This window comes from Flagellimonas amoyensis (assembly GCF_003058265.1).
Lineage (GTDB): Bacteria > Bacteroidota > Bacteroidia > Flavobacteriales > Flavobacteriaceae > Flagellimonas > Flagellimonas amoyensis.
Genome location: NZ_QBUK01000010.1, coordinates 174,963 through 192,478 on the forward strand (window position 1 = coordinate 174,963; position 17,516 = coordinate 192,478).

Genomic DNA, 17,516 nt, shown 5'->3' on the forward strand with positions numbered 1-17,516 from the left:
AATCAAAAAAACGGAAGGTAAAAATGAAAAACATCTTTTTCAGGGGGAAGCTATTTGTCATACTTTCAGGTTTAATCCTCGGAATTCAACCCATATTGACCGCCCAAGATTTGGAATCCCAAATAGACCGAGTTTTGGAGGCCAAATTTGAGAACAGTGGCACCGGAGCTGTTTTCTTGGCCACTAAAAACGGAAAGATAGTCTACAACAAGGCCTTTGGCCTATCCAATTTAGAGTTTCAGGTTCCTATGCAGACCGATAATGTTTTTGAGATTGGTTCCATGACCAAACAGTTTACGGCGGTTTCTATTTTAATGTTGATGGAGGAAGGAAAACTGCAACTGGAGGACGACATCACCAAATACATTCCAGAATATCCCACCCATGGTCACGGAATCACCATACATCACTTGTTGACACATACTTCCGGGATCAAAAGCTTCACCAGCGTGAAAGGGCTGAATGCTATTGCCCAAAATGAAATGGAGCCTATGCAGGTCATTGATTTTTTCAAGGACGAACCCATGGATTTTGCGCCGGGAGCGGAATTCAGATACAACAACTCCGGCTACGTCTTGTTGGGGTATATCATTGAAAAGGTATCGGGAATGAGCTACGAAGATTTTGTGGAACAACGCATTTTTAAAAAGTTGGGGATGTCGTCATCACGATATGCAAGTCATAGTGAAGTGGTGCCCAAAAGAGCATCGGGCTATCACAAAAAGGAAGATTATAGCAATGCCCGGCACATCAGTTTTTCCATCCCCTACGCATCGGGTGCGTTGATGTCCACAGTGGGAGATATGCTTGTTTGGGAAGAAGCCATCAAAAACCATGTGCTGCTCGGCAAGGAAACCACCCAAATGGCCTTCACCAATTATACCTTAAATAATGGTAAACCCATAAATTATGGTTACGGGTGGCACATTAAGGAATTCGGGAGCGTTTTGAGCTATGAACATGGAGGCTCCATTTTTGGGTTCAAGTCCATGGGAGTGTACCTGCCTAAAGAAGATGTTTACGTAATTGGTCTGAGCAACTGTGACTGCAATTCACCTACGGAGGTGACCCGGGAAATAGCGAAAATAATTCTGGACGCCAATACAGTAGATTGAGAACACCTCAAATCTTGGTACCTTTAGAGGTATGAAAATCTATATCATTGGAGCAGGAGCGGTTGGGAAAGCCCTGGCCGTTTGCCTACAACAGCAAGGCAAAGATGTGAAACTGGTTCGTGGCCATGTGGAAGATGGCGTTCCCCAAAAGCAGAAGATTGCCCTTCAGTTTAAGGATGGGACCCAAATTCAGGAAGATGTTCAGGTCAGCACTTTGAAGGATCACGATCTGTTGGACGGACTTGTGGTGCTCACCAACAAATCGTTTGGGAACAAGGCACTTTCCGAAAAATTGGTGACAAAGGCCAAAGATATGCCCATTGTGCTCTTGCAGAACGGTCTTGGGGTGGAGCAACCGTTTTTGGGAAAAGGGTTCTCCGAAGTTTACCGCTGTGTCCTTTTTGTAACCTGCCAACATTCGGATGAGAACACGATCAGTTATAAACCTGTAGCCGAATCGCCAATAGGGACCATCACCCAAAAGTCCTCGAATCTGAAAACGGTGGTGGACCTACTCGACACCCCTAATTTCAAGTTTGTTGGAGAGGCGGATATTCAACGAATCATTTGGAAGAAGGCCATTGCCAATTGTGTGTTCAACTCCATTTGTCCTCTGTTGGAAGTGGATAATGGCATTTTCCATCGGGATGAAGAGGTCATGTCCATGGCCAAAAGAGTGATTGTCGAATGTGCACTGATTGCCAATAAAAGAGGAATCGATTTGGGGATTTATGAGCTCGAAGATCAGGTTTTGAAAATTAGCCGAATGTCGGATGGACAATTTATTTCGACCCTTCAGGACATCAACCAAAAAAGAGAGACCGAGATAGACACCCTGAACTTTGAGATAGTCCGAATGGCACAGGCCTTGAATTTGTCGGAAAAGGTTCAGGAAACCAGACTGTTGGGCGAACTGGTCAAATTGAAATCGGAATTGGCCCGCTGTTGAAAACATTTGATTTTTGTTCCAAAATCCCCGAAATTCATTGTCCCATGGAAAAACAACAACAATTATACAGAACAGCTTTTGGGTTGGCCCTGTTCACCATTTTTTACAATGTGGCCGAAGGCATCATTTCCACCTATCTGGGGTTTGAAGATGAAAGTTTGGCCCTGTTCGGTTTCGGCACCGATAGTTTTATTGAGGTGATTTCGGGCTTGGGCATTGCGCACATGATCCTGCGCATCCGGAAAAATCCAGAGAGCAATCGGGATAATTTTGAACGTACCGCACTTCGCATCACCGGCACCGCTTTTTACTTGTTGGTAATGGGGCTTGTGGCAACCAGCCTCTACAATATCTGGATAGGACACCGGCCATTGACCACATTTTGGGGCGTTGTCATCTCTTTGATCTCCATTTTGATCATGTGGATCTTGGTTTGGTGGAAAAGAAAAGTGGGCAACCAACTCCATTCAGCCCCTATTTTGGCCGATGCCAATTGCACCTTGGTCTGTGTGTACATGTCCATCATCCTGTTGATCAGCAGCGGCATATACGAATTTTTCCGTGTTCCTTATATCGATAGTTTGGGAACACTGGGGTTGGCCTATTTTGCGTTTAAGGAGGGCAAGGAATGTTTTGAAAAGGCCAAAAGTGACAAGCATTGTTGTTGTGCGTAAAAAAATCTTCCAAGATCAACAAGGGAACATTTTAATGGATATATTGTAGTTGAATCTAAACAAACTGCAATGAACACGATTTTCAACTCAACGCATAAATGGATGGTGATGAGCACATTGCCCCTATTTTCATTTTTTATTTTTGGCAATGCCATGGCATCAACCTCAACAAAAACCCGACAGACCCAAGATACCTTTTTGGTGACCTTGGTCTCCCCGGAAAATGGATCCTATACGGTATCCCCGGAACTTCCAGCAGATGGAAAGGTGGCTTCGGGCACCGAACTGACCGTCACTGCCACACCATCCGAAGGCTATAGCTTGGATGCGGTCTATTATACCTTTAAAGGAGGCATGTGGGGAACTACCAGTGTGGAGACTTTTGTGCCGACCTTGAAAATTGTTGTGGATAAGGACATGTCCATCGGAGCCACTTTTGTGGAGAACAACCTAGTGGAAAACTTGAACGTGACCCACGATGTGGTGTATGCCCAACCGGGCGTAAAACCATTGAAATATGATGTGTATGCCCCTAAAGGGGCAAAGGACCTTCCGTGTGTGGTCATTATCCATGGCGGAGGGTGGTCTTCCAACAATGAGGACATCATGAGAGGGTTGGCCAGGGAACTCACCAAGGGAGACCAATATGTGGTCTTCAGCATGGATTACCGCTGGGTGAACAATTTGGATGGTGATGAATCGCCCAACTACATGCACAATTTGATCGAGGATGTTTTCGGGGGCATTGCCCACATTCAAGAGCATGCGAAGGCCTATGGGGGTGACCCAACCAAGATAGCCGTTACCGGCGACAGTGCAGGCGGGCACCTTTCCGCAGCCGCGGCAATACTTTCTCCGATGATAGGCGATAGAGGTTTTGAGGGGACAAATGGCATTTACGAATTTATGCCCTCCTACATGCCTCAAGGGAAAACGGTCGAGACCGTTAAAAATGAAATCACGGATGCCATTAAAGTGGCCGCACCCAGTTATGGACCATTTGACGCCAAGGATTTCAGCAACTTCATCCAACAGAAGGACCAAGGCTATCTGGGTGCCGTTTCCCCTTTTCAACATGTGCCCAATGTGGCGGATAGGGCCATTCCCCATTTTATTGTAAGGGGTTCGGAAGATGGTTTGATCAACGATGCACTGGTACAGCCCTACGTGGACCTTTTGAAGCAAAACGGACAAACGGTCGAATATCTGGTGGTGGAAGGTGCCGGACATGCTTTTTTTGATTGGAAGCCCGACGCACAGACCCGTGCCACTTTTGCCAAATATGGGGTGCCCTATGCCGCAGAAATGAAATCTTTCTTCGATTCCGTTTTCTACTAGGCGATTTTTGTTTTTTGCTGGATAACATTTGATAGGACCAGGGCCAGAAGTGCGGGCAACACCCATCCCAATTGATGTGCGCTAAAAGGAATCCATGAAATGTAAGGCGTGATGGCTTCTCCCAGACCAATACTCCCCAAAAAATCAGGGATGCTGAACAAAATGGTGGTCCAGACCACGGTCTTGAACACGGTCGGAGGGGTAAATCTGTCCGGAAGCACATTCAATATGATCAGGATGATGGTGATGGGGTAAATGAACATCAGCGAAGGTATGGCCACAGCAATGATATAGTCAACATTGAACTGGCCCATCAAAACACCGAAAATGCAAGATACCAATGCGGTGAATTTATAGGCAAGGTCGGAATTATTGAATCGGCCTTTGATGAAATCCGCGGTGCCTGTAATGATTCCCACCGCTGTTGTGAAACAAGCCAAGCTTACCAGAATACTCAACAATATACTGCCTGTGCCTCCCAAGATCTTTATGCTCAACTCACTTAAAAGTGATGTGCGAGAGATGTCCCCTTCAAATTGATCGCTGAACAGGGCACCGGTAAGAATAAGTCCTGCATAGACTGAAAATAACCCCATACCGGCCCAAAAACCGGCCTTTCGGATCAGTTTCCTTTTCTCTTCGAAAGATGCTTCTTTTTCTTTCAGGTTGATGGAAATGATGATTACGGCACCCACAACAATGGCAGCTATGGCATCAAAAGTTTGATACCCTTCCAAAACCCCATGGCTGAAGGGGGATTTCAATTCAGAAGAAACAAATTCAAAATCCATGGTAAACAGGGCCGTGGCAATCATCAATAGTAGAATGATAAGAATTCCTGGAGTTAACAGTTTGCCCAAAAGGTCCAATACTTTAGATCGATTGATCACAAACAGAAAAACCAAGAGGAAATAAATGAAGCTCGTAAGTAAGTAAGGAGTGTCCCAAAAAGGTTGAATGGCCATTTCATGCGTTACCGATGCTGTTCTTGGTGATGGTAGGGCAATGCAAATGAAATAGACCACATAGCAATACACCAAACTGAAAAGGGGAGATACCTTTTTGGCAAAATCGAACATGGTACCCTGCAATTTGGCATGTGCAAAAATGCCCAACAAAGGCACCACGACACCCGAAATACAGAACCCCAAGGCTACCAACAACCAGAGATTTCCGGCCTTGAAACCCAAAAGAGGGGGTAGGATGAGATTCCCGGCGCCAAAAAAGAGGGAAAAAAGAGCAAAAGAGGTAATCGTTAACGATTTTTTATTCATGGGGTGTTGATAAATTATTTTCAATGTGGTATATTTCGAAAACGTAATTCAGCGGAATTATCTGACTTTTTGTCGAATAGCGTGCATTTCATCGAAAAAAAGGATTTGTGCATTCGTTCGTAAAATAAAAAGTTATCAACATCCGTTGCTATAGAAAGTTCAACCAAAACAATCTGATATAACAAAAAACTACTATTAACCAATTTACGGCATTTTTCGATTCCCCAAATCGTATCCATGCTTACTTAAACAACGACCGGCCTATGAAAATTTCTACTTCTCACCACCATCATCACCAAGGCAACAAATTTTCCTCTTTCTTCTGCAACTTGTTCGGACACCATTATACGGTTTCCAAAAAGGTGACGGAACACATCAAGGAGTATAAATGTACCCATTGCCACAAAGAGGTAACCACGGATGTCAGCGGAAAGCTATCCGCTTTGACGCCCCAAATGCAAGAAATCAACAGTACATTGGAAGATATGTACCGAAAAAGAAGAAGTAGGGTAGTGCACCAAGTGGCCTAACCCTTTCTTTTTTTACAAAAAGCCCAAATCTTAATCCCGGAAACTCAAACGAGTACCTACTGCTATTGGTTGCGTGCCCCAAAGCCATGGAGTTGGAAATTCTTGATTTTCGGGGTTTTTTATTTTGTTTCGTTGAACGAGTTCCATCCTTGTGCCGTGATGGGAATTTTGGTCTCCGCCCGGGTAATCAGATGTATCCCTTCACTTTTCTCCGTCATATGCCCGATCACCGTTAGGTTCGGATTTCCCTTGATCTTGGGAAAATCGGCCTGGTCAATGGTGAAGAGGAGCTCATAGTCTTCCCCGCCGCCCAATGCGACCATGGTACTGTCCATTTTGAATTCCTCACAAGTGGCAATGGCCGATGGGTCCAAGGGAATCTTGTCCTCAAAAAGATTGCAACCCACATCCCCATGCTTACAGAGGTGGAGGATTTCAGAGGAAAGCCCGTCACTGATATCGATCATGGAAGTGGGCTTTACCTCCAGTTTTTTCAAAAGCGCCACCATGTCCTTACGTGCCTCTGGTTTCAACTGTCGTTCCACAAGATAGGAATAGGCTTCCAGGTCCGGTTGGCTGTTGGGGTTCACCTTGAAGACTTCCTTTTCACGTTCCAACACCTGAAGCCCCAGATAGGCGCCACCCAGATCGCCGGTGACCACCAAAAGATCGTTTGGTTTGCTTCCTTTTCGGTAAACGATCTCATCTTCATTTGCCGCTCCCATGGCCGTAACACTGATGATCATCCCTTTGTTGGACGATGTGGTGTCACCCCCAACCAAGTCCACATGGTACAGTTTGCAGGCCAGGGCCACTCCTTCGTAGAACTCTTCCAGGGCCTCAAGGGGGAATCTATTGGAAACGGCAATGGAAACCGTCACTTGGGTCGGCTGGGCATTCATGGCGCAGATATCGGAAAGGTTCACCATCACCGACTTGTATCCTAAATGCTTGAGGGGCACATAGCTGAGGTCAAAATGTACCCCTTCCACCAGCATATCGGTGGAAACGATCACTTTTTTGTCCTTGAAGTCCATTACCGCGGCGTCGTCACCAATGCCAACGAGGGACGATGGCTGTTTCAGTTCAAAATTTTGGGTCAAATGGTCAATGAGCCCAAACTCGCCGAGCTCTTCCAATGAGGTACGTTGTGGATTCTTGTCTTCTAGCATTTTGCAAAAGTAAACAGGATCGGTGGAACTTGGCAAGACGACACGGAGAAAGGTGAAAAACCCATGTAGCCGACCCTGCGCGAACGATAGGGCGCCCTGCATAGAAAACCCCTATGGAATCATTCGTTATTATAATGTTAGTATGTATGGTAAAACCCTACTTAAATAGTATATTTGTAGGCTATTTAGATTAAATTCAAGTAAGATGATTAAAGTATCGGAAACAGCAAAGCTGAAAGTGGTGTCGCTCATGGCCGAGGAAGGCTTTGATGCAACTACCGATTATGTCCGTGTGGGCGTGAAGAGTGGTGGCTGCAGCGGATTGTCTTACGAACTTAAGTTTGATAAGTCCGTAGAAGACACAGATAAGATTTTTGAAGATAATGCCGTGCGGATCATCGTGGACAAAAAGAGCTTTTTGTACTTGGTGGGCACCACACTGGAATATTCCGGAGGATTGAACGGAAAGGGGTTTGTCTTCAATAACCCTAATGCACAGCGCACTTGTGGGTGCGGTGAAAGTTTTTCATTGTAATTTTTGACATAAAGCCTTCAATTGGCTAACTTATAAGATATGGCTTATACAGAGGAAGAATTAAAAAAAGAACTGGAGACCAAAGAGTACGAGTACGGTTTCTATACGGATATTGAATCGGATACCCTGCCCAAAGGGTTGAACGAGGAGATTGTTATTGCCATTTCCAAAAAGAAGGAAGAGCCCGATTGGATGACGGAGTGGCGATTGGAAGCTTTTCGTGCTTGGCAGGAAATGGAGGAGCCCGAGTGGGCGAACGTGACCTATAAAAAACCTGATTTTCAAGGTATTTCTTATTACTCGGCGCCCAACAAGAAGCCAAAATACGATAGTTTGGACGAGGTAGACCCTGAATTGTTGGACACCTTCAAAAAGTTGGGTATTTCCATTGACGAGCAAAAGAAATTGGCAGGTGTTGCGGTGGACATCGTGATGGATTCCGTTTCCGTGGCCACCACCTTTAAAAAGACCTTGGCCGAAAAAGGCATCATATTTTGTTCCATTTCCGAAGCCATTAAAGAACACCCGGAGTTGGTGAAGAAATACATCGGAACCGTTGTCCCCAAAAAGGACAACTTTTATGCAGCCTTGAACTCGGCCGTTTTTTCTGATGGTTCTTTCTGCTACATTCCCAAAGGGGTCAGATGCCCCATGGAGCTTTCCACCTATTTCCGGATCAACCAAGCCGGAACAGGCCAATTCGAGAGAACTTTGGTGGTTGCCGATGAGGGCAGTTATGTAAGTTATTTGGAAGGATGTACCGCACCGTCACGTGACGAAAACCAATTGCATGCCGCTGTAGTGGAACTGATTGCATTGGACAATGCCGAAATCAAATACTCTACCGTACAGAACTGGTTCCCAGGGGATAAAGAAGGAAAAGGAGGCGTTTTCAATTTCGTGACCAAGCGCGGACTTTGCGAAAAGAACGCCAAGATTTCATGGACACAGGTAGAGACCGGTTCCGCTGTAACCTGGAAATACCCATCTTGCGTTTTGAAGGGGGACAATTCCATCGGCGAATTCTATTCCATTGCCGTGACCAACAATTTCCAGCAAGCCGATACCGGGACCAAGATGATCCACTTGGGTAAGAATACCAAGAGTACCATCATTTCCAAAGGAATTTCCGCAGGCCAGTCGCAAAACAGTTATCGTGGATTGGTTCAAGTGAGCAGTCGTGCCGAGAATGCAAGAAACTTTTCCCAGTGCGATTCCCTATTGATGGGCAATCGTTGTGGGGCCCATACCTTCCCCTACATTGAGGTGAAGAACAAATCGGCCCAGATAGAGCACGAAGCCACCACAAGTAAAATTGGCGAAGACCAGATTTTCTACTGTAACCAGCGGGGTATCGATACCGAAAAGGCCATTGCGCTCATCGTAAACGGTTTCAGTAAGGAAGTCTTGAACAAATTGCCCATGGAATTTGCCGTGGAGGCCCAAAAGCTATTGGAAATCAGTTTGGAAGGTTCGGTAGGATAGCTTCGGCCATGCTCAACTACCCAATGTGATTTGGTGATTGAGCGAAGTTGAAATCACAAATAATAAGACAGGATACAATTATACAAGATGTTAGAGATCAAGAATTTACACGCAAGCGTAGAAGATAAGGAAATCCTTAAGGGAATAGACCTAAAGGTAAATGCAGGAGAGGTACATGCCATTATGGGTCCCAATGGATCAGGAAAAAGCACCTTGGCCGAAGTGATCGCGGGCCAGGAAGAATTTGAAGTAGGCGAAGGCACCATCCTTTTGGATGGGGAGGACTTGGAAGAACTTTCTCCGGAAGAAAGGGCCCACAAAGGCGTTTTTCTGTCATTTCAATACCCGGTTGAAATCCCCGGGGTCTCGGTGACCAACTTTATGAAGACCGCCATCAACGAATCCAGAAAGGCACAGGGATTGGAGGAGATGCCTGCCAATGAGATGTTGAAAAAGATCCGTGAAAAGTCCGAACTCTTGGAAATCGACCGTAAATTCTTGTCCCGTTCCCTGAACGAAGGGTTCTCTGGAGGGGAGAAGAAACGGAACGAAATCTTCCAAATGGCCATGTTGGAACCTAAATTGGCCATTTTGGACGAGACCGATTCAGGATTGGATATTGATGCCCTACGCATCGTGGCCAACGGGGTGAACAAACTGCGCAGCAAGGACAATGCCATCATCGTGATCACCCACTACCAGCGATTGTTGGATTATATTGTTCCTGATTTTGTGCACGTATTGTACAATGGAAAAATTGTGAAATCCGGCACTAAGGAACTCGCCCTTGAGTTGGAAGAAAAAGGATATGACTGGTTGAAACAAGAAGCGGCCGTTTAAGAATGGAAAGCATGGATTTGAAAGAAAAATTAGTATCGTCTTTTTTGGCTTTTGAGGACAGTGTGGATCTAGATCATCCGGTACACGAAGTCCGTTCGGAGGCCATCAAGAACTTTGAGGCCAAAGGGTTTCCGTCCAAAAAGGAGGAAGCTTGGAAATATACATCGCTCAATAGCCTTCAAAAAATCGATTTCAGCATCTTTCCAAAGGAAGAGACCAATTTGGAATATAAGGATGTTAAGAAATATTTCCTTCACGAGATCGATACCTACAAAATTGTGTTTGTGGATGGGGTATACAGCTCCTATCTGTCGGAAACCACACATGATGGGGTAGACGTCTGTTTGATGAGTTCCGCGTTCAGTAAGCCCATGTTCCGTCAAGTGATCGAGGTCTATTTTAACAAGGCGGCATCGCAGGATGAGTCGTTGACTTCGTTGAACACGGCCTTCAGTAAGGAAGGGGCCTACATCTATATCCCAAAGAACAAAATGCCCAAAAAGCCCATCCAGATATTGCATTTGGCCACGGGCAATGAAGCTGCTTTGATGCTCCAACCACGGAACCTGATCGTGGCAGAGGACAATGCAGAGGTACAGATCATAGAGCGCCACCAAAGTTTGACGGACAATGAGGTGTTCACCAATTCCGTGACCGAGATTTTCGCGGGCAAGGATGCCATTGTGGACTACTACAAGGTTCAGAACGATGCCGCAACAGCTTCGTTGGTGGACAACACCTATATTTCCCAAAAGGACAGCAGTGTGGTTCGGGTGCATACGTTCTCTTTCGGAGGAAAGCTGATCCGCAACAACCTGAACTTCTTTCAAAACGGCGAACGTATCGATTCTACCTTGAAAGGCGTGACCATTTTGGGCGACAAGCAGCACGTGGACCATCATACCTTGGTGCACCACAGGCAGCCCAACTGTGAGAGCCATCAGGATTATAAAGGAATTTTTGGTGACCGCTCCACAGGCGTGTTCAACGGGAAGATCATTGTGGACAAAATTGCCCAAAAAACGGATGCCTTCCAGCAGAACAACAATATTTTGCTGAGCGATAAGGCGACCATCAACTCAAAGCCCCAATTGGAGATCTTTGCGGACGATGTAAAATGTTCCCACGGGTGCACCATCGGTCAATTGGACGACGAAGCCCTGTTCTACCTTAGGTCAAGGGGCATCCCGAAAAAGGAGGCCACGGCTTTGTTGATGTACGCTTTTGCCAACAATGTGCTGGAGAGTGTACGCATTCCCGAACTCAAGGCAAGGGTGAACAAGATCATTGCCAACAAACTGGGCGTACGGGTCGGATTTGACCTGTAAAGAACTAAAAACAAAGGCATACGATGTTGCAGACCGCTTTGGACATACAGACCATCCGCAAGGACTTTCCCATCCTCAACCGTGAGGTGAACGGACAGCCTTTGGTGTATTTGGACAATGCAGCCACTTCGCAGACCCCACAACAGGTGATTGATGTGATCGTGGACTACTATCATCGCTATAATGCCAACATCCACCGTGGGGTGCATACGCTTTCCCAGGAGGCAACGGATGCCTACGAGTTGGCCCGCCAAAAGATCCAGAAGCATTTCAATATTGGCAAGATCCACGAGGTGATCCTTACCTCAGGGACCACGCACGGGATCAATCTGGTGGCCACTGGTTTTACTTCCTTTCTAAAGAAAGGGGATGAGATAGTGGTGTCTGCCATGGAGCACCATTCCAATATTGTGCCTTGGCAAATGCTCTGTGAGCGTACCGGTGCAGTTCTCAAAGTCATCCCCATGAATCAGGAAGGGGAATTGATCATGGAGGAATACCATGTCCTATTGTCCAACAAGACCAAATTGGTGTTCTGCAACCATGTGTCCAATGCCCTGGGGACCATCAATCCTATTGAAGAGATCATAGATGCGGCCCACAAAGTGGGTGCAGCCGTTTTGATAGATGGGGCACAGGCTGCGGCACACATCAAACCCGACTTGCAGGCCCTTGACGTGGATTTCTATACCGTATCGGCGCATAAAATGTGTGGACCGACAGGAGTGGGAATGCTCTATGGAAAGGAAGAATGGCTGAATAAATTGCCGCCTTACCAAGGCGGAGGGGAAATGATCGCAGAAGTCTCTTTTGAAAAGACCACCTATGCCGATCTGCCCCATAAATTTGAAGCCGGAACACCCAACATTTGTGGTGGTATCGCTTTTGGTGCGGCTTTGGACTATATGGAAAACATCGGTTTTGGTGCCATTGCCCAATACGAGGATGAACTGATGCAATATGCCACACAGCAATTGCTCACCATAGAAGGATTGCGGATCTACGGGACAGCAAAACACAAGACTTCGGTGATTTCCTTCAATATTGAAGGTATCCATCCGTATGATATCGGCACCATTCTCGACAAACTGGGAATAGCGGTCAGGACGGGCCACCATTGTGCACAGCCCATCATGGATTTTTATAAGATTCCGGGAACGGTACGTGCCAGCTTCAGCTTTTACAATACCCAAGAAGAAGTGGACAAGCTGGTGGAAGGGGTAAAACGGGCCCAGAGGATGCTTCTCTGATCGTGAAGTTATCTTTATGATAAAGACTTGACGGACAAACCGCCGAGTTGTACTTTTGAACAAAACGGATACATGACCATACAAGAGATACAGGAAGAGATAGTCGACGAGTTTTCCATGTTTGATGACTGGATGCAACGGTACGAATACATGATAGAACTGGGCAAATCCCTTCCCTTGATAGATGGACAATATAAAACCGACGACAACCTCATTAAGGGGTGCCAGAGCAAGGTGTGGGTCCATGCTGAGCTGGACGGTGACAAACTGGTATTTACCGCAGACAGTGATGCCATCATCACCAAGGGCATCATTGCCATACTGATCCGGGCGTTCAGCAACCAAAAGCCACAGGACATCATAGATGCCGATACAGCATTTATAGATGAAATCGGGTTGAAGGAACATTTGTCCCCCACAAGGGCCAACGGTCTGGTCAGCATGATCAAGCAGATGAAACTGTATGCGGTGGCCTATCAAACACAGATAAATTAGACAAGATGAGCGAAGAAACCAATATAGATACCCAAGACTTGGGCGAAAAAATAGTAAGGGTCCTGAAGACCATTTATGACCCTGAGATTCCAGTGGACATCTATGAACTGGGGTTGATCTACGATGTCTTCGTAAACGAGGAATACGATGTCAAGATCTTGATGACACTCACCTCGCCGAACTGCCCTGTGGCCGAAAGTTTACCGGTTGAGGTAGAAGAGAAGGTCAAGTCCATAGATGAGCTCAAGGATGTGGAAGTGGAAATCACTTTTGATCCCCCATGGACGCAGGAATTGATGAGCGAAGAGGCCAAATTGGAACTCGGACTTCTGTAATTGTCCCCTTGAGGGGACTTCAGGGGTGTTATGATAGTTGTCCTCACTTTGGGGAAGGAGCACGGCGTATTTAAATAAGCTAAAGGAGATTCCCGCCTTCGCGGGAATGAAAAAGATGGAAGAAGAAATCATAAATAGGGTAGCCCAGAGTAAATTGGTCACTTTTGACCTGGAGGATTATTATCCAAAAGGGGAAAGAAAGACCCTGGACATCAAGGACTGGCTGTACGAGGGCATCATATTGCGGGAAAAGGAATTCAGGGACCATGTGGAGGCCCACGATTGGACCCTCTATCAAGACGCTTATGTTGCGTTGCATTGCTCCACCGATGCCATTGTTCCCGGATGGGCTTTTATGTTGGTTTCCTCCAAATTGGCGCCCTTTGCCAAAAAAGTGGTGGTTGGTAGTCCAGAAGATTTGGAAACTGCACTCTACCAGACCATTTTGGAGAATCTGGATGTTTCGGATTTTGTGGATAAGCCCGTCATCATAAAAGGATGCTCCCACAAACCCGTTCCTGCGAATGCCTATATCATGGCTATGACCAAAATTCAACAGGTGGCCAAAAGTGTGATGTATGGCGAGGCCTGTTCCTCCGTGCCGCTCTATAAGCGGAAGTAGCTATGTCCCTAAGGTGACTTTTCTTACTTTTGCGGTCTAAACAGAAAACTCCATACTATGAAAAAATCGCTTTTGACCGCTATGGCCTTCTTTGTCTTGGCATTGACCTTTGCGCAGACCGAAGAAGAACTGAAAGCCCAAATCGCCCCCAAAAAAGATTCCATTGCCGCCATCCAGTCCCGTGTGAACGCACTGCAAAAACAATTGGATGCCCTGCCCGGATGGAAAATAGGTGCCTTTGGTACCATCGGAGGAAGCCTTTCCCAGTTCAACAACTGGTTTGCCCAAGGCATTCCCAACAACTCATCGGGGAACATCGGCTTTACGGTAAATGCCTTTGCCAACCTTCAGGAAGAAAAGTTTTTTTGGAGAAATGCAGCCAATGTGAACCTCACTTGGGTAAAATTGGACGATAAGGACGACCCGACCGATGATGATAGCTTCAGACAGGCCACGGATGTCTTCAACATTTCATCCCTTTACGGAAGGAAACTGAGCGAGAAATTTGCCATTTCGGCTTTAGCAGAATACCGCACCACCATTTTGAGCAATTTTAACGATCCCGGTTATCTGGATTTTGGTGTCGGTGCCACTTGGACGCCCATATCCGACCTTGTCGTGGTGATCCATCCCCTCAACTACAACTTTGTGTTCAGCAGCGAGGACAACATCTTCGAATCGTCCATGGGTGCCAAGATCGTGGCCGATTATACCAAGCAATTGGGCGCCGTGAGCTTCAAGAGCAACCTTTCCATGTTCCAGAGCTATAAGAGCAGTGATCTGAGCAACTGGACATGGACCAATTCCTTCAGTTATTCCCTTTGGAAGATGATCGGGGTAGGATTTGATTTTGGATTGAGGAGCAACAAGCAAGAAACCCTCAACTATATCGTGAACAATGCCCCGACCCCTGACCCGGCCGCCACGTTCGATACAATTGATAATGAACTGCAAACGTATTGGACCTTGGGCTTGAGCTATAAGTTCTAAGCCTAATTACAGGTACTAAAAAGCCCTCTTTTAGAGGGCTTTTTTGTGGGGTGAAATATGATTTTTCAAGTTTTTAAGACCATGGTCTAAGTAGGTTAAGATCATATAGATCAAGGTTCGACACTAAATGACTTAAAAACAATGTGAAAGTAGTCCGCACATGGCTAACCCCTAAATTTTTGTTGTGAACTGTCCAAAAACTGTGGTGGAAAGGCGCTAGGGGAACATTTGACCGGAAAAGGGAGACACTTTGTCCCGAACGGTTTTAGTATTCGTCCAGTTGTTCGGGATAGAGGAAGTTGTTGTAGGGAAAACGGGTCACGTGGATTTCCCTGACTTCATCATATACCCGCTTCCTGAACTCGTCCAGATTTTCCTTGTTCAGTGCCGAAATAAAAAGGGCCCGGTCCCCAATTTTGTTGAACCAGGTGTTCTTCCATTCCTCCAGGGTGAAGTGGGCCGAAGTCCGTTCCGTTACCAAGTCGTCCTCATCAATGGTCTCGGCGGTGTACTGGTCTATTTTGTTGAAGACCATAATGGTCTCCTTGTCCATACTGTCTATTTCACCCAAAATTTGGTTCACCGAGTCAATGTGTTCCTCAAAATTGGGGTGCGAGATATCCACCACGTGCAACAACAGGTCGGCCTCCCGTACCTCGTCCAAGGTACTTTTGAAACTTTCCACCAACTGAGTGGGCAGTTTTCGGATAAAACCTACGGTATCGCTCAACAAAAAGGGAAGGTTGCCAATGACCACTTTGCGCACTGTAGTGTCCAGTGTGGCGAAAAGCTTGTTCTCCGCGAATACATCGCTCTTGCTGATGACGTTCATCAAGGTGGATTTGCCCACATTGGTATAGCCCACCAGTGCCACACGCACCAAGGCCCCTCGGTTGCCCCTTTGGGTTTCCATTTGGCGGTCTATCTTGGCCAGTTTCTTTTTGAGCAGGGCAATGCGGTCCCGCACGATCCGTCTATCCGTCTCGATTTCCGTTTCACCCGGACCACGCATCCCGATACCCCCACGCTGTCTTTCCAAGTGGGTCCAAAGACCTGTCAACCGAGGCAAAAGGTATTCGTATTGGGCCAGTTCCACCTGCGTTCGGGCATAACTGGTCTGTGCCCTTTGGGCAAATATATCGAGGATGAGCCCCGTCCGGTCCAAGATCTTGCACCGGAGTATCTTTTCAATGTTTTTCTGTTGTGCAGGCGTGAGTTCGTCATCGAAGATGACGGCACCTATTTCATTTTCATTGACATAGCGCTCCACCTCTTCCATTTTTCCGGCACCGATATAGGTCTTGGGGTTGGGCACTTCCACGCGTTGCACAAACCTTTTTTCGACCTCGCCTCCGGCCGTATAGGTCAAAAATTCGAGCTCGTCCAGATATTCCGTTACCTTGGATTCATCCTGTGCTTGGTTGATCACACCTACCAGCACGGCCTTCTCATAATCTATCGACTTCTTTTCTAGCATCAAATGGGATTAAAGTGCAAATCTACACAATGTTTTGGAAGCTGATTTTTGTACTTTGGGCTAATATTGATCCAATCCCAAAAAAGAATACTTCAAATTGTATAGTCCAGAGAACAAGTTTACCATCGCATTTTACAATCTTGAGAATTTTTTCGACACCAAGGATGATCCGCACAGTCTTGATGATGATTTTACGCCAGAGGGTTTTCGGAAGTGGAACGAATCCAAGTTTCGGAACAAGGCCCGTAAAATTGCAAGGGCCCTATCGGAAATAGGAAAAGAGGAAAGTAGCAGGCCTCCCGTGCTGATCGGCATTGCGGAAGTGGAGAACAATGCTGTGATCAAGTCCGTTTTGGAGCAAAAGGAACTCAAAGGAATTCCGTATGACTTTGTCCATTTTGACTCGCCCGATGAACGTGGCATTGACACGGCCTTGATCTATCAGCAGAAACATTTTAAGGTTTTGAATGCGGAGACGCTCCCGTTATTGGTGGACAATGTGAACGGAGTACGGGATTTTACCCGCGACATTCTCTATGTGCATGGAAAGCTGAACCAAGAAGAAGTGCATGTGTTCGTGAACCATTGGCCATCGCGTAGGGAAGGGGCGGAGATCACGAGCTATAAGAGGGTGAAGGCAGCGGAGACCATTCTTGCCAAAGTGGATTCCCTCGAAGGGGACGCCCCCAACTGTATCATCATGGGGGATTTCAATGACGATCCCAATGCCGAGAGCATCCAGACATTGATGGATACCGGACGATTCATCAACCCTATGAAAAAACTGCTCTCACCGGCATCAGGCAGTGCCAATTATAAAAGGACATGGAGCCTTTTTGATCAGATCCTTCTTTCCCATACCTTCTTGGATCATCTACCCAACAATCACAGCTTTGTCAAAGCAGCAATTTTCTCCCCAAGATTTCTGAAAGAATGGAAGGGAAAGTATAAGGGAAATCCGTTCAGGACCTTTGCCGGGGAGACGTATTTGGGAGGGTATAGCGATCATTTTCCCGTTTATGTGGTTTTAGAAGAGGCCCACGACAAATGAAGGAAAAGTAATACACATCAAAAAATCCGATTTTCACCACAGCTTTAAGAAAAGTG

General features: G+C 46.3%; 18 protein-coding genes. 15 read left to right on the plus strand and 3 right to left on the minus strand.

Features of this window, described 5'->3' with window-relative positions; all coding sequences use genetic code 11:
• The first annotated feature begins 23 nt into the window (after positions 1-23).
• The 4 genes from DB398_RS14760 (at position 24) to DB398_RS14775 (ending at position 4,076) form a co-directional block, all read left to right on the plus strand.
• Positions 24-1,115 carry a serine hydrolase domain-containing protein gene (locus tag DB398_RS14760; protein ID WP_108425216.1) on the plus strand — a complete coding sequence of 364 codons (1,092 nt, stop codon included), beginning with the start codon at positions 24-26 and terminating at the stop codon, positions 1,113-1,115.
• A gap of 31 nt (positions 1,116-1,146) precedes the next feature.
• A complete protein-coding gene (locus tag DB398_RS14765; RefSeq protein WP_108425217.1) occupies positions 1,147-2,064 on the plus strand; it encodes a ketopantoate reductase family protein in 918 nt (305 codons plus the stop codon).
• Between the two features lie 44 nt (positions 2,065-2,108).
• On the plus strand, positions 2,109-2,738 hold the full coding sequence (locus DB398_RS14770) for a cation efflux transmembrane domain-containing protein (RefSeq protein WP_108425266.1): 630 nt from the start codon (positions 2,109-2,111) through the stop codon (positions 2,736-2,738).
• 69 nt (positions 2,739-2,807) lie between these two features.
• The gene (locus tag DB398_RS14775; RefSeq protein ID WP_199913412.1) at positions 2,808-4,076 is read left to right on the plus strand and encodes an alpha/beta fold hydrolase; all 1,269 of its coding nucleotides are present in this window, start codon (positions 2,808-2,810) and stop codon (positions 4,074-4,076) included.
• On the opposite strand, the gene brnQ is transcribed toward DB398_RS14775, so the two are convergent.
• The gene (gene brnQ / locus DB398_RS14780; protein WP_108425218.1) at positions 4,073-5,350 is read right to left on the minus strand and encodes a branched-chain amino acid transport system II carrier protein; all 1,278 of its coding nucleotides are present in this window, start codon (positions 5,348-5,350) and stop codon (positions 4,073-4,075) included. The two genes, DB398_RS14775 and brnQ, sit on opposite strands and share 4 nt — an antisense overlap.
• Before the next feature lie 263 nt (positions 5,351-5,613).
• Between brnQ and DB398_RS14790 the strand changes: the two genes are divergently transcribed.
• The gene (locus DB398_RS14790) at positions 5,614-5,880 is read left to right on the plus strand and encodes a hypothetical protein (protein WP_108425220.1); all 267 of its coding nucleotides are present in this window, start codon (positions 5,614-5,616) and stop codon (positions 5,878-5,880) included.
• A 119-nt stretch (positions 5,881-5,999) separates the two neighbouring features.
• On the opposite strand, the gene thiL is transcribed toward DB398_RS14790, so the two are convergent.
• Positions 6,000-7,052, minus strand: coding sequence for a thiamine-phosphate kinase (thiL, locus tag DB398_RS14795; RefSeq protein ID WP_108425221.1), 1,053 nt, complete (start codon positions 7,050-7,052; stop codon positions 6,000-6,002).
• Between the two features lie 205 nt (positions 7,053-7,257).
• Here thiL and DB398_RS14800 point away from each other — a divergent pair, with 205 nt between their 5' ends.
• The 9 genes from DB398_RS14800 to DB398_RS14840 all read left to right on the plus strand — a co-directional run bounded on the left by DB398_RS14800 (position 7,258) and on the right by DB398_RS14840 (position 14,932).
• Positions 7,258-7,587, plus strand: a complete 330-nt coding sequence (locus DB398_RS14800; RefSeq protein WP_072876713.1) for a HesB/IscA family protein — start codon at positions 7,258-7,260, stop codon at positions 7,585-7,587.
• Between the two features lie 39 nt (positions 7,588-7,626).
• On the plus strand, positions 7,627-9,072 hold the full coding sequence (sufB, locus tag DB398_RS14805) for a Fe-S cluster assembly protein SufB (protein ID WP_108425222.1): 1,446 nt from the start codon (positions 7,627-7,629) through the stop codon (positions 9,070-9,072).
• An 87-nt stretch (positions 9,073-9,159) separates the two neighbouring features.
• The gene (gene sufC / locus DB398_RS14810; RefSeq protein ID WP_108425223.1) at positions 9,160-9,912 is read left to right on the plus strand and encodes a Fe-S cluster assembly ATPase SufC; all 753 of its coding nucleotides are present in this window, start codon (positions 9,160-9,162) and stop codon (positions 9,910-9,912) included.
• A gap of 11 nt (positions 9,913-9,923) precedes the next feature.
• Entirely contained in the window at positions 9,924-11,240 is a 1,317-nt protein-coding gene (sufD, locus tag DB398_RS14815; RefSeq protein WP_108425268.1) for a Fe-S cluster assembly protein SufD, read from the plus strand.
• A gap of 23 nt (positions 11,241-11,263) precedes the next feature.
• Positions 11,264-12,490 carry an aminotransferase class V-fold PLP-dependent enzyme gene (locus tag DB398_RS14820; protein ID WP_108425224.1) on the plus strand — a complete coding sequence of 409 codons (1,227 nt, stop codon included), beginning with the start codon at positions 11,264-11,266 and terminating at the stop codon, positions 12,488-12,490.
• A gap of 72 nt (positions 12,491-12,562) precedes the next feature.
• On the plus strand, positions 12,563-12,985 hold the full coding sequence (locus DB398_RS14825) for a SufE family protein (RefSeq protein WP_108425225.1): 423 nt from the start codon (positions 12,563-12,565) through the stop codon (positions 12,983-12,985).
• Positions 12,986-12,990: 5 nt separating this feature from the next.
• Positions 12,991-13,320 carry a DUF59 domain-containing protein gene (locus DB398_RS14830; protein ID WP_072876727.1) on the plus strand — a complete coding sequence of 110 codons (330 nt, stop codon included), beginning with the start codon at positions 12,991-12,993 and terminating at the stop codon, positions 13,318-13,320.
• Positions 13,321-13,435: 115 nt separating this feature from the next.
• Positions 13,436-13,942 (plus strand): DUF2480 family protein, encoded by a 507-nt coding sequence (locus DB398_RS14835; protein ID WP_108425269.1) that lies wholly within the window; start codon positions 13,436-13,438, stop codon positions 13,940-13,942.
• A gap of 57 nt (positions 13,943-13,999) precedes the next feature.
• Positions 14,000-14,932, plus strand: coding sequence for a DUF3078 domain-containing protein (locus DB398_RS14840; protein WP_108425226.1), 933 nt, complete (start codon positions 14,000-14,002; stop codon positions 14,930-14,932).
• A 265-nt stretch (positions 14,933-15,197) separates the two neighbouring features.
• On the opposite strand, the gene hflX is transcribed toward DB398_RS14840, so the two are convergent.
• Positions 15,198-16,409, minus strand: a complete 1,212-nt coding sequence (gene hflX, locus DB398_RS14845) for a GTPase HflX (RefSeq protein WP_108425227.1) — start codon at positions 16,407-16,409, stop codon at positions 15,198-15,200.
• A 97-nt stretch (positions 16,410-16,506) separates the two neighbouring features.
• Between hflX and DB398_RS14850 the strand changes: the two genes are divergently transcribed.
• Complete coding sequence (locus tag DB398_RS14850) at positions 16,507-17,460, plus strand: endonuclease/exonuclease/phosphatase family protein (RefSeq protein WP_108425228.1); 954 nt, start codon at positions 16,507-16,509, stop codon at positions 17,458-17,460.
• Positions 17,461-17,516 lie beyond the last annotated feature (56 nt).

What these genes read in the sequence shown, in the direction of transcription:
- DB398_RS14835 (WP_108425269.1), top strand. Translation starts at nt 13,436, where the DNA reads ATGGAAGAAGAAATCATAAATAGGGTAGCCCAGAGTAAATTGGTCACT.
- DB398_RS14760 (WP_108425216.1), top strand. Translation starts at nt 24, where the DNA reads ATGAAAAACATCTTTTTCAGGGGGAAGCTATTTGTCATACTTTCAGGT.
- DB398_RS14840 (WP_108425226.1), top strand. Translation starts at nt 14,000, where the DNA reads ATGAAAAAATCGCTTTTGACCGCTATGGCCTTCTTTGTCTTGGCATTG.
- sufD (WP_108425268.1), top strand. Translation starts at nt 9,924, where the DNA reads ATGGATTTGAAAGAAAAATTAGTATCGTCTTTTTTGGCTTTTGAGGAC.
- DB398_RS14830 (WP_072876727.1), top strand. Translation starts at nt 12,991, where the DNA reads ATGAGCGAAGAAACCAATATAGATACCCAAGACTTGGGCGAAAAAATA.
- DB398_RS14790 (WP_108425220.1), top strand. Translation starts at nt 5,614, where the DNA reads ATGAAAATTTCTACTTCTCACCACCATCATCACCAAGGCAACAAATTT.
- DB398_RS14770 (WP_108425266.1), top strand. Translation starts at nt 2,109, where the DNA reads ATGGAAAAACAACAACAATTATACAGAACAGCTTTTGGGTTGGCCCTG.
- sufC (WP_108425223.1), top strand. Translation starts at nt 9,160, where the DNA reads ATGTTAGAGATCAAGAATTTACACGCAAGCGTAGAAGATAAGGAAATC.
- DB398_RS14820 (WP_108425224.1), top strand. Translation starts at nt 11,264, where the DNA reads ATGTTGCAGACCGCTTTGGACATACAGACCATCCGCAAGGACTTTCCC.
- DB398_RS14775 (WP_199913412.1), top strand. Translation starts at nt 2,808, where the DNA reads ATGAACACGATTTTCAACTCAACGCATAAATGGATGGTGATGAGCACA.
- DB398_RS14765 (WP_108425217.1), top strand. Translation starts at nt 1,147, where the DNA reads ATGAAAATCTATATCATTGGAGCAGGAGCGGTTGGGAAAGCCCTGGCC.
- brnQ (WP_108425218.1), bottom strand. Translation starts at nt 5,350, where the DNA reads ATGAATAAAAAATCGTTAACGATTACCTCTTTTGCTCTTTTTTCCCTC.
- DB398_RS14800 (WP_072876713.1), top strand. Translation starts at nt 7,258, where the DNA reads ATGATTAAAGTATCGGAAACAGCAAAGCTGAAAGTGGTGTCGCTCATG.
- sufB (WP_108425222.1), top strand. Translation starts at nt 7,627, where the DNA reads ATGGCTTATACAGAGGAAGAATTAAAAAAAGAACTGGAGACCAAAGAG.
- DB398_RS14825 (WP_108425225.1), top strand. Translation starts at nt 12,563, where the DNA reads ATGACCATACAAGAGATACAGGAAGAGATAGTCGACGAGTTTTCCATG.
- thiL (WP_108425221.1), bottom strand. Translation starts at nt 7,052, where the DNA reads ATGCTAGAAGACAAGAATCCACAACGTACCTCATTGGAAGAGCTCGGC.
- hflX (WP_108425227.1), bottom strand. Translation starts at nt 16,409, where the DNA reads ATGCTAGAAAAGAAGTCGATAGATTATGAGAAGGCCGTGCTGGTAGGT.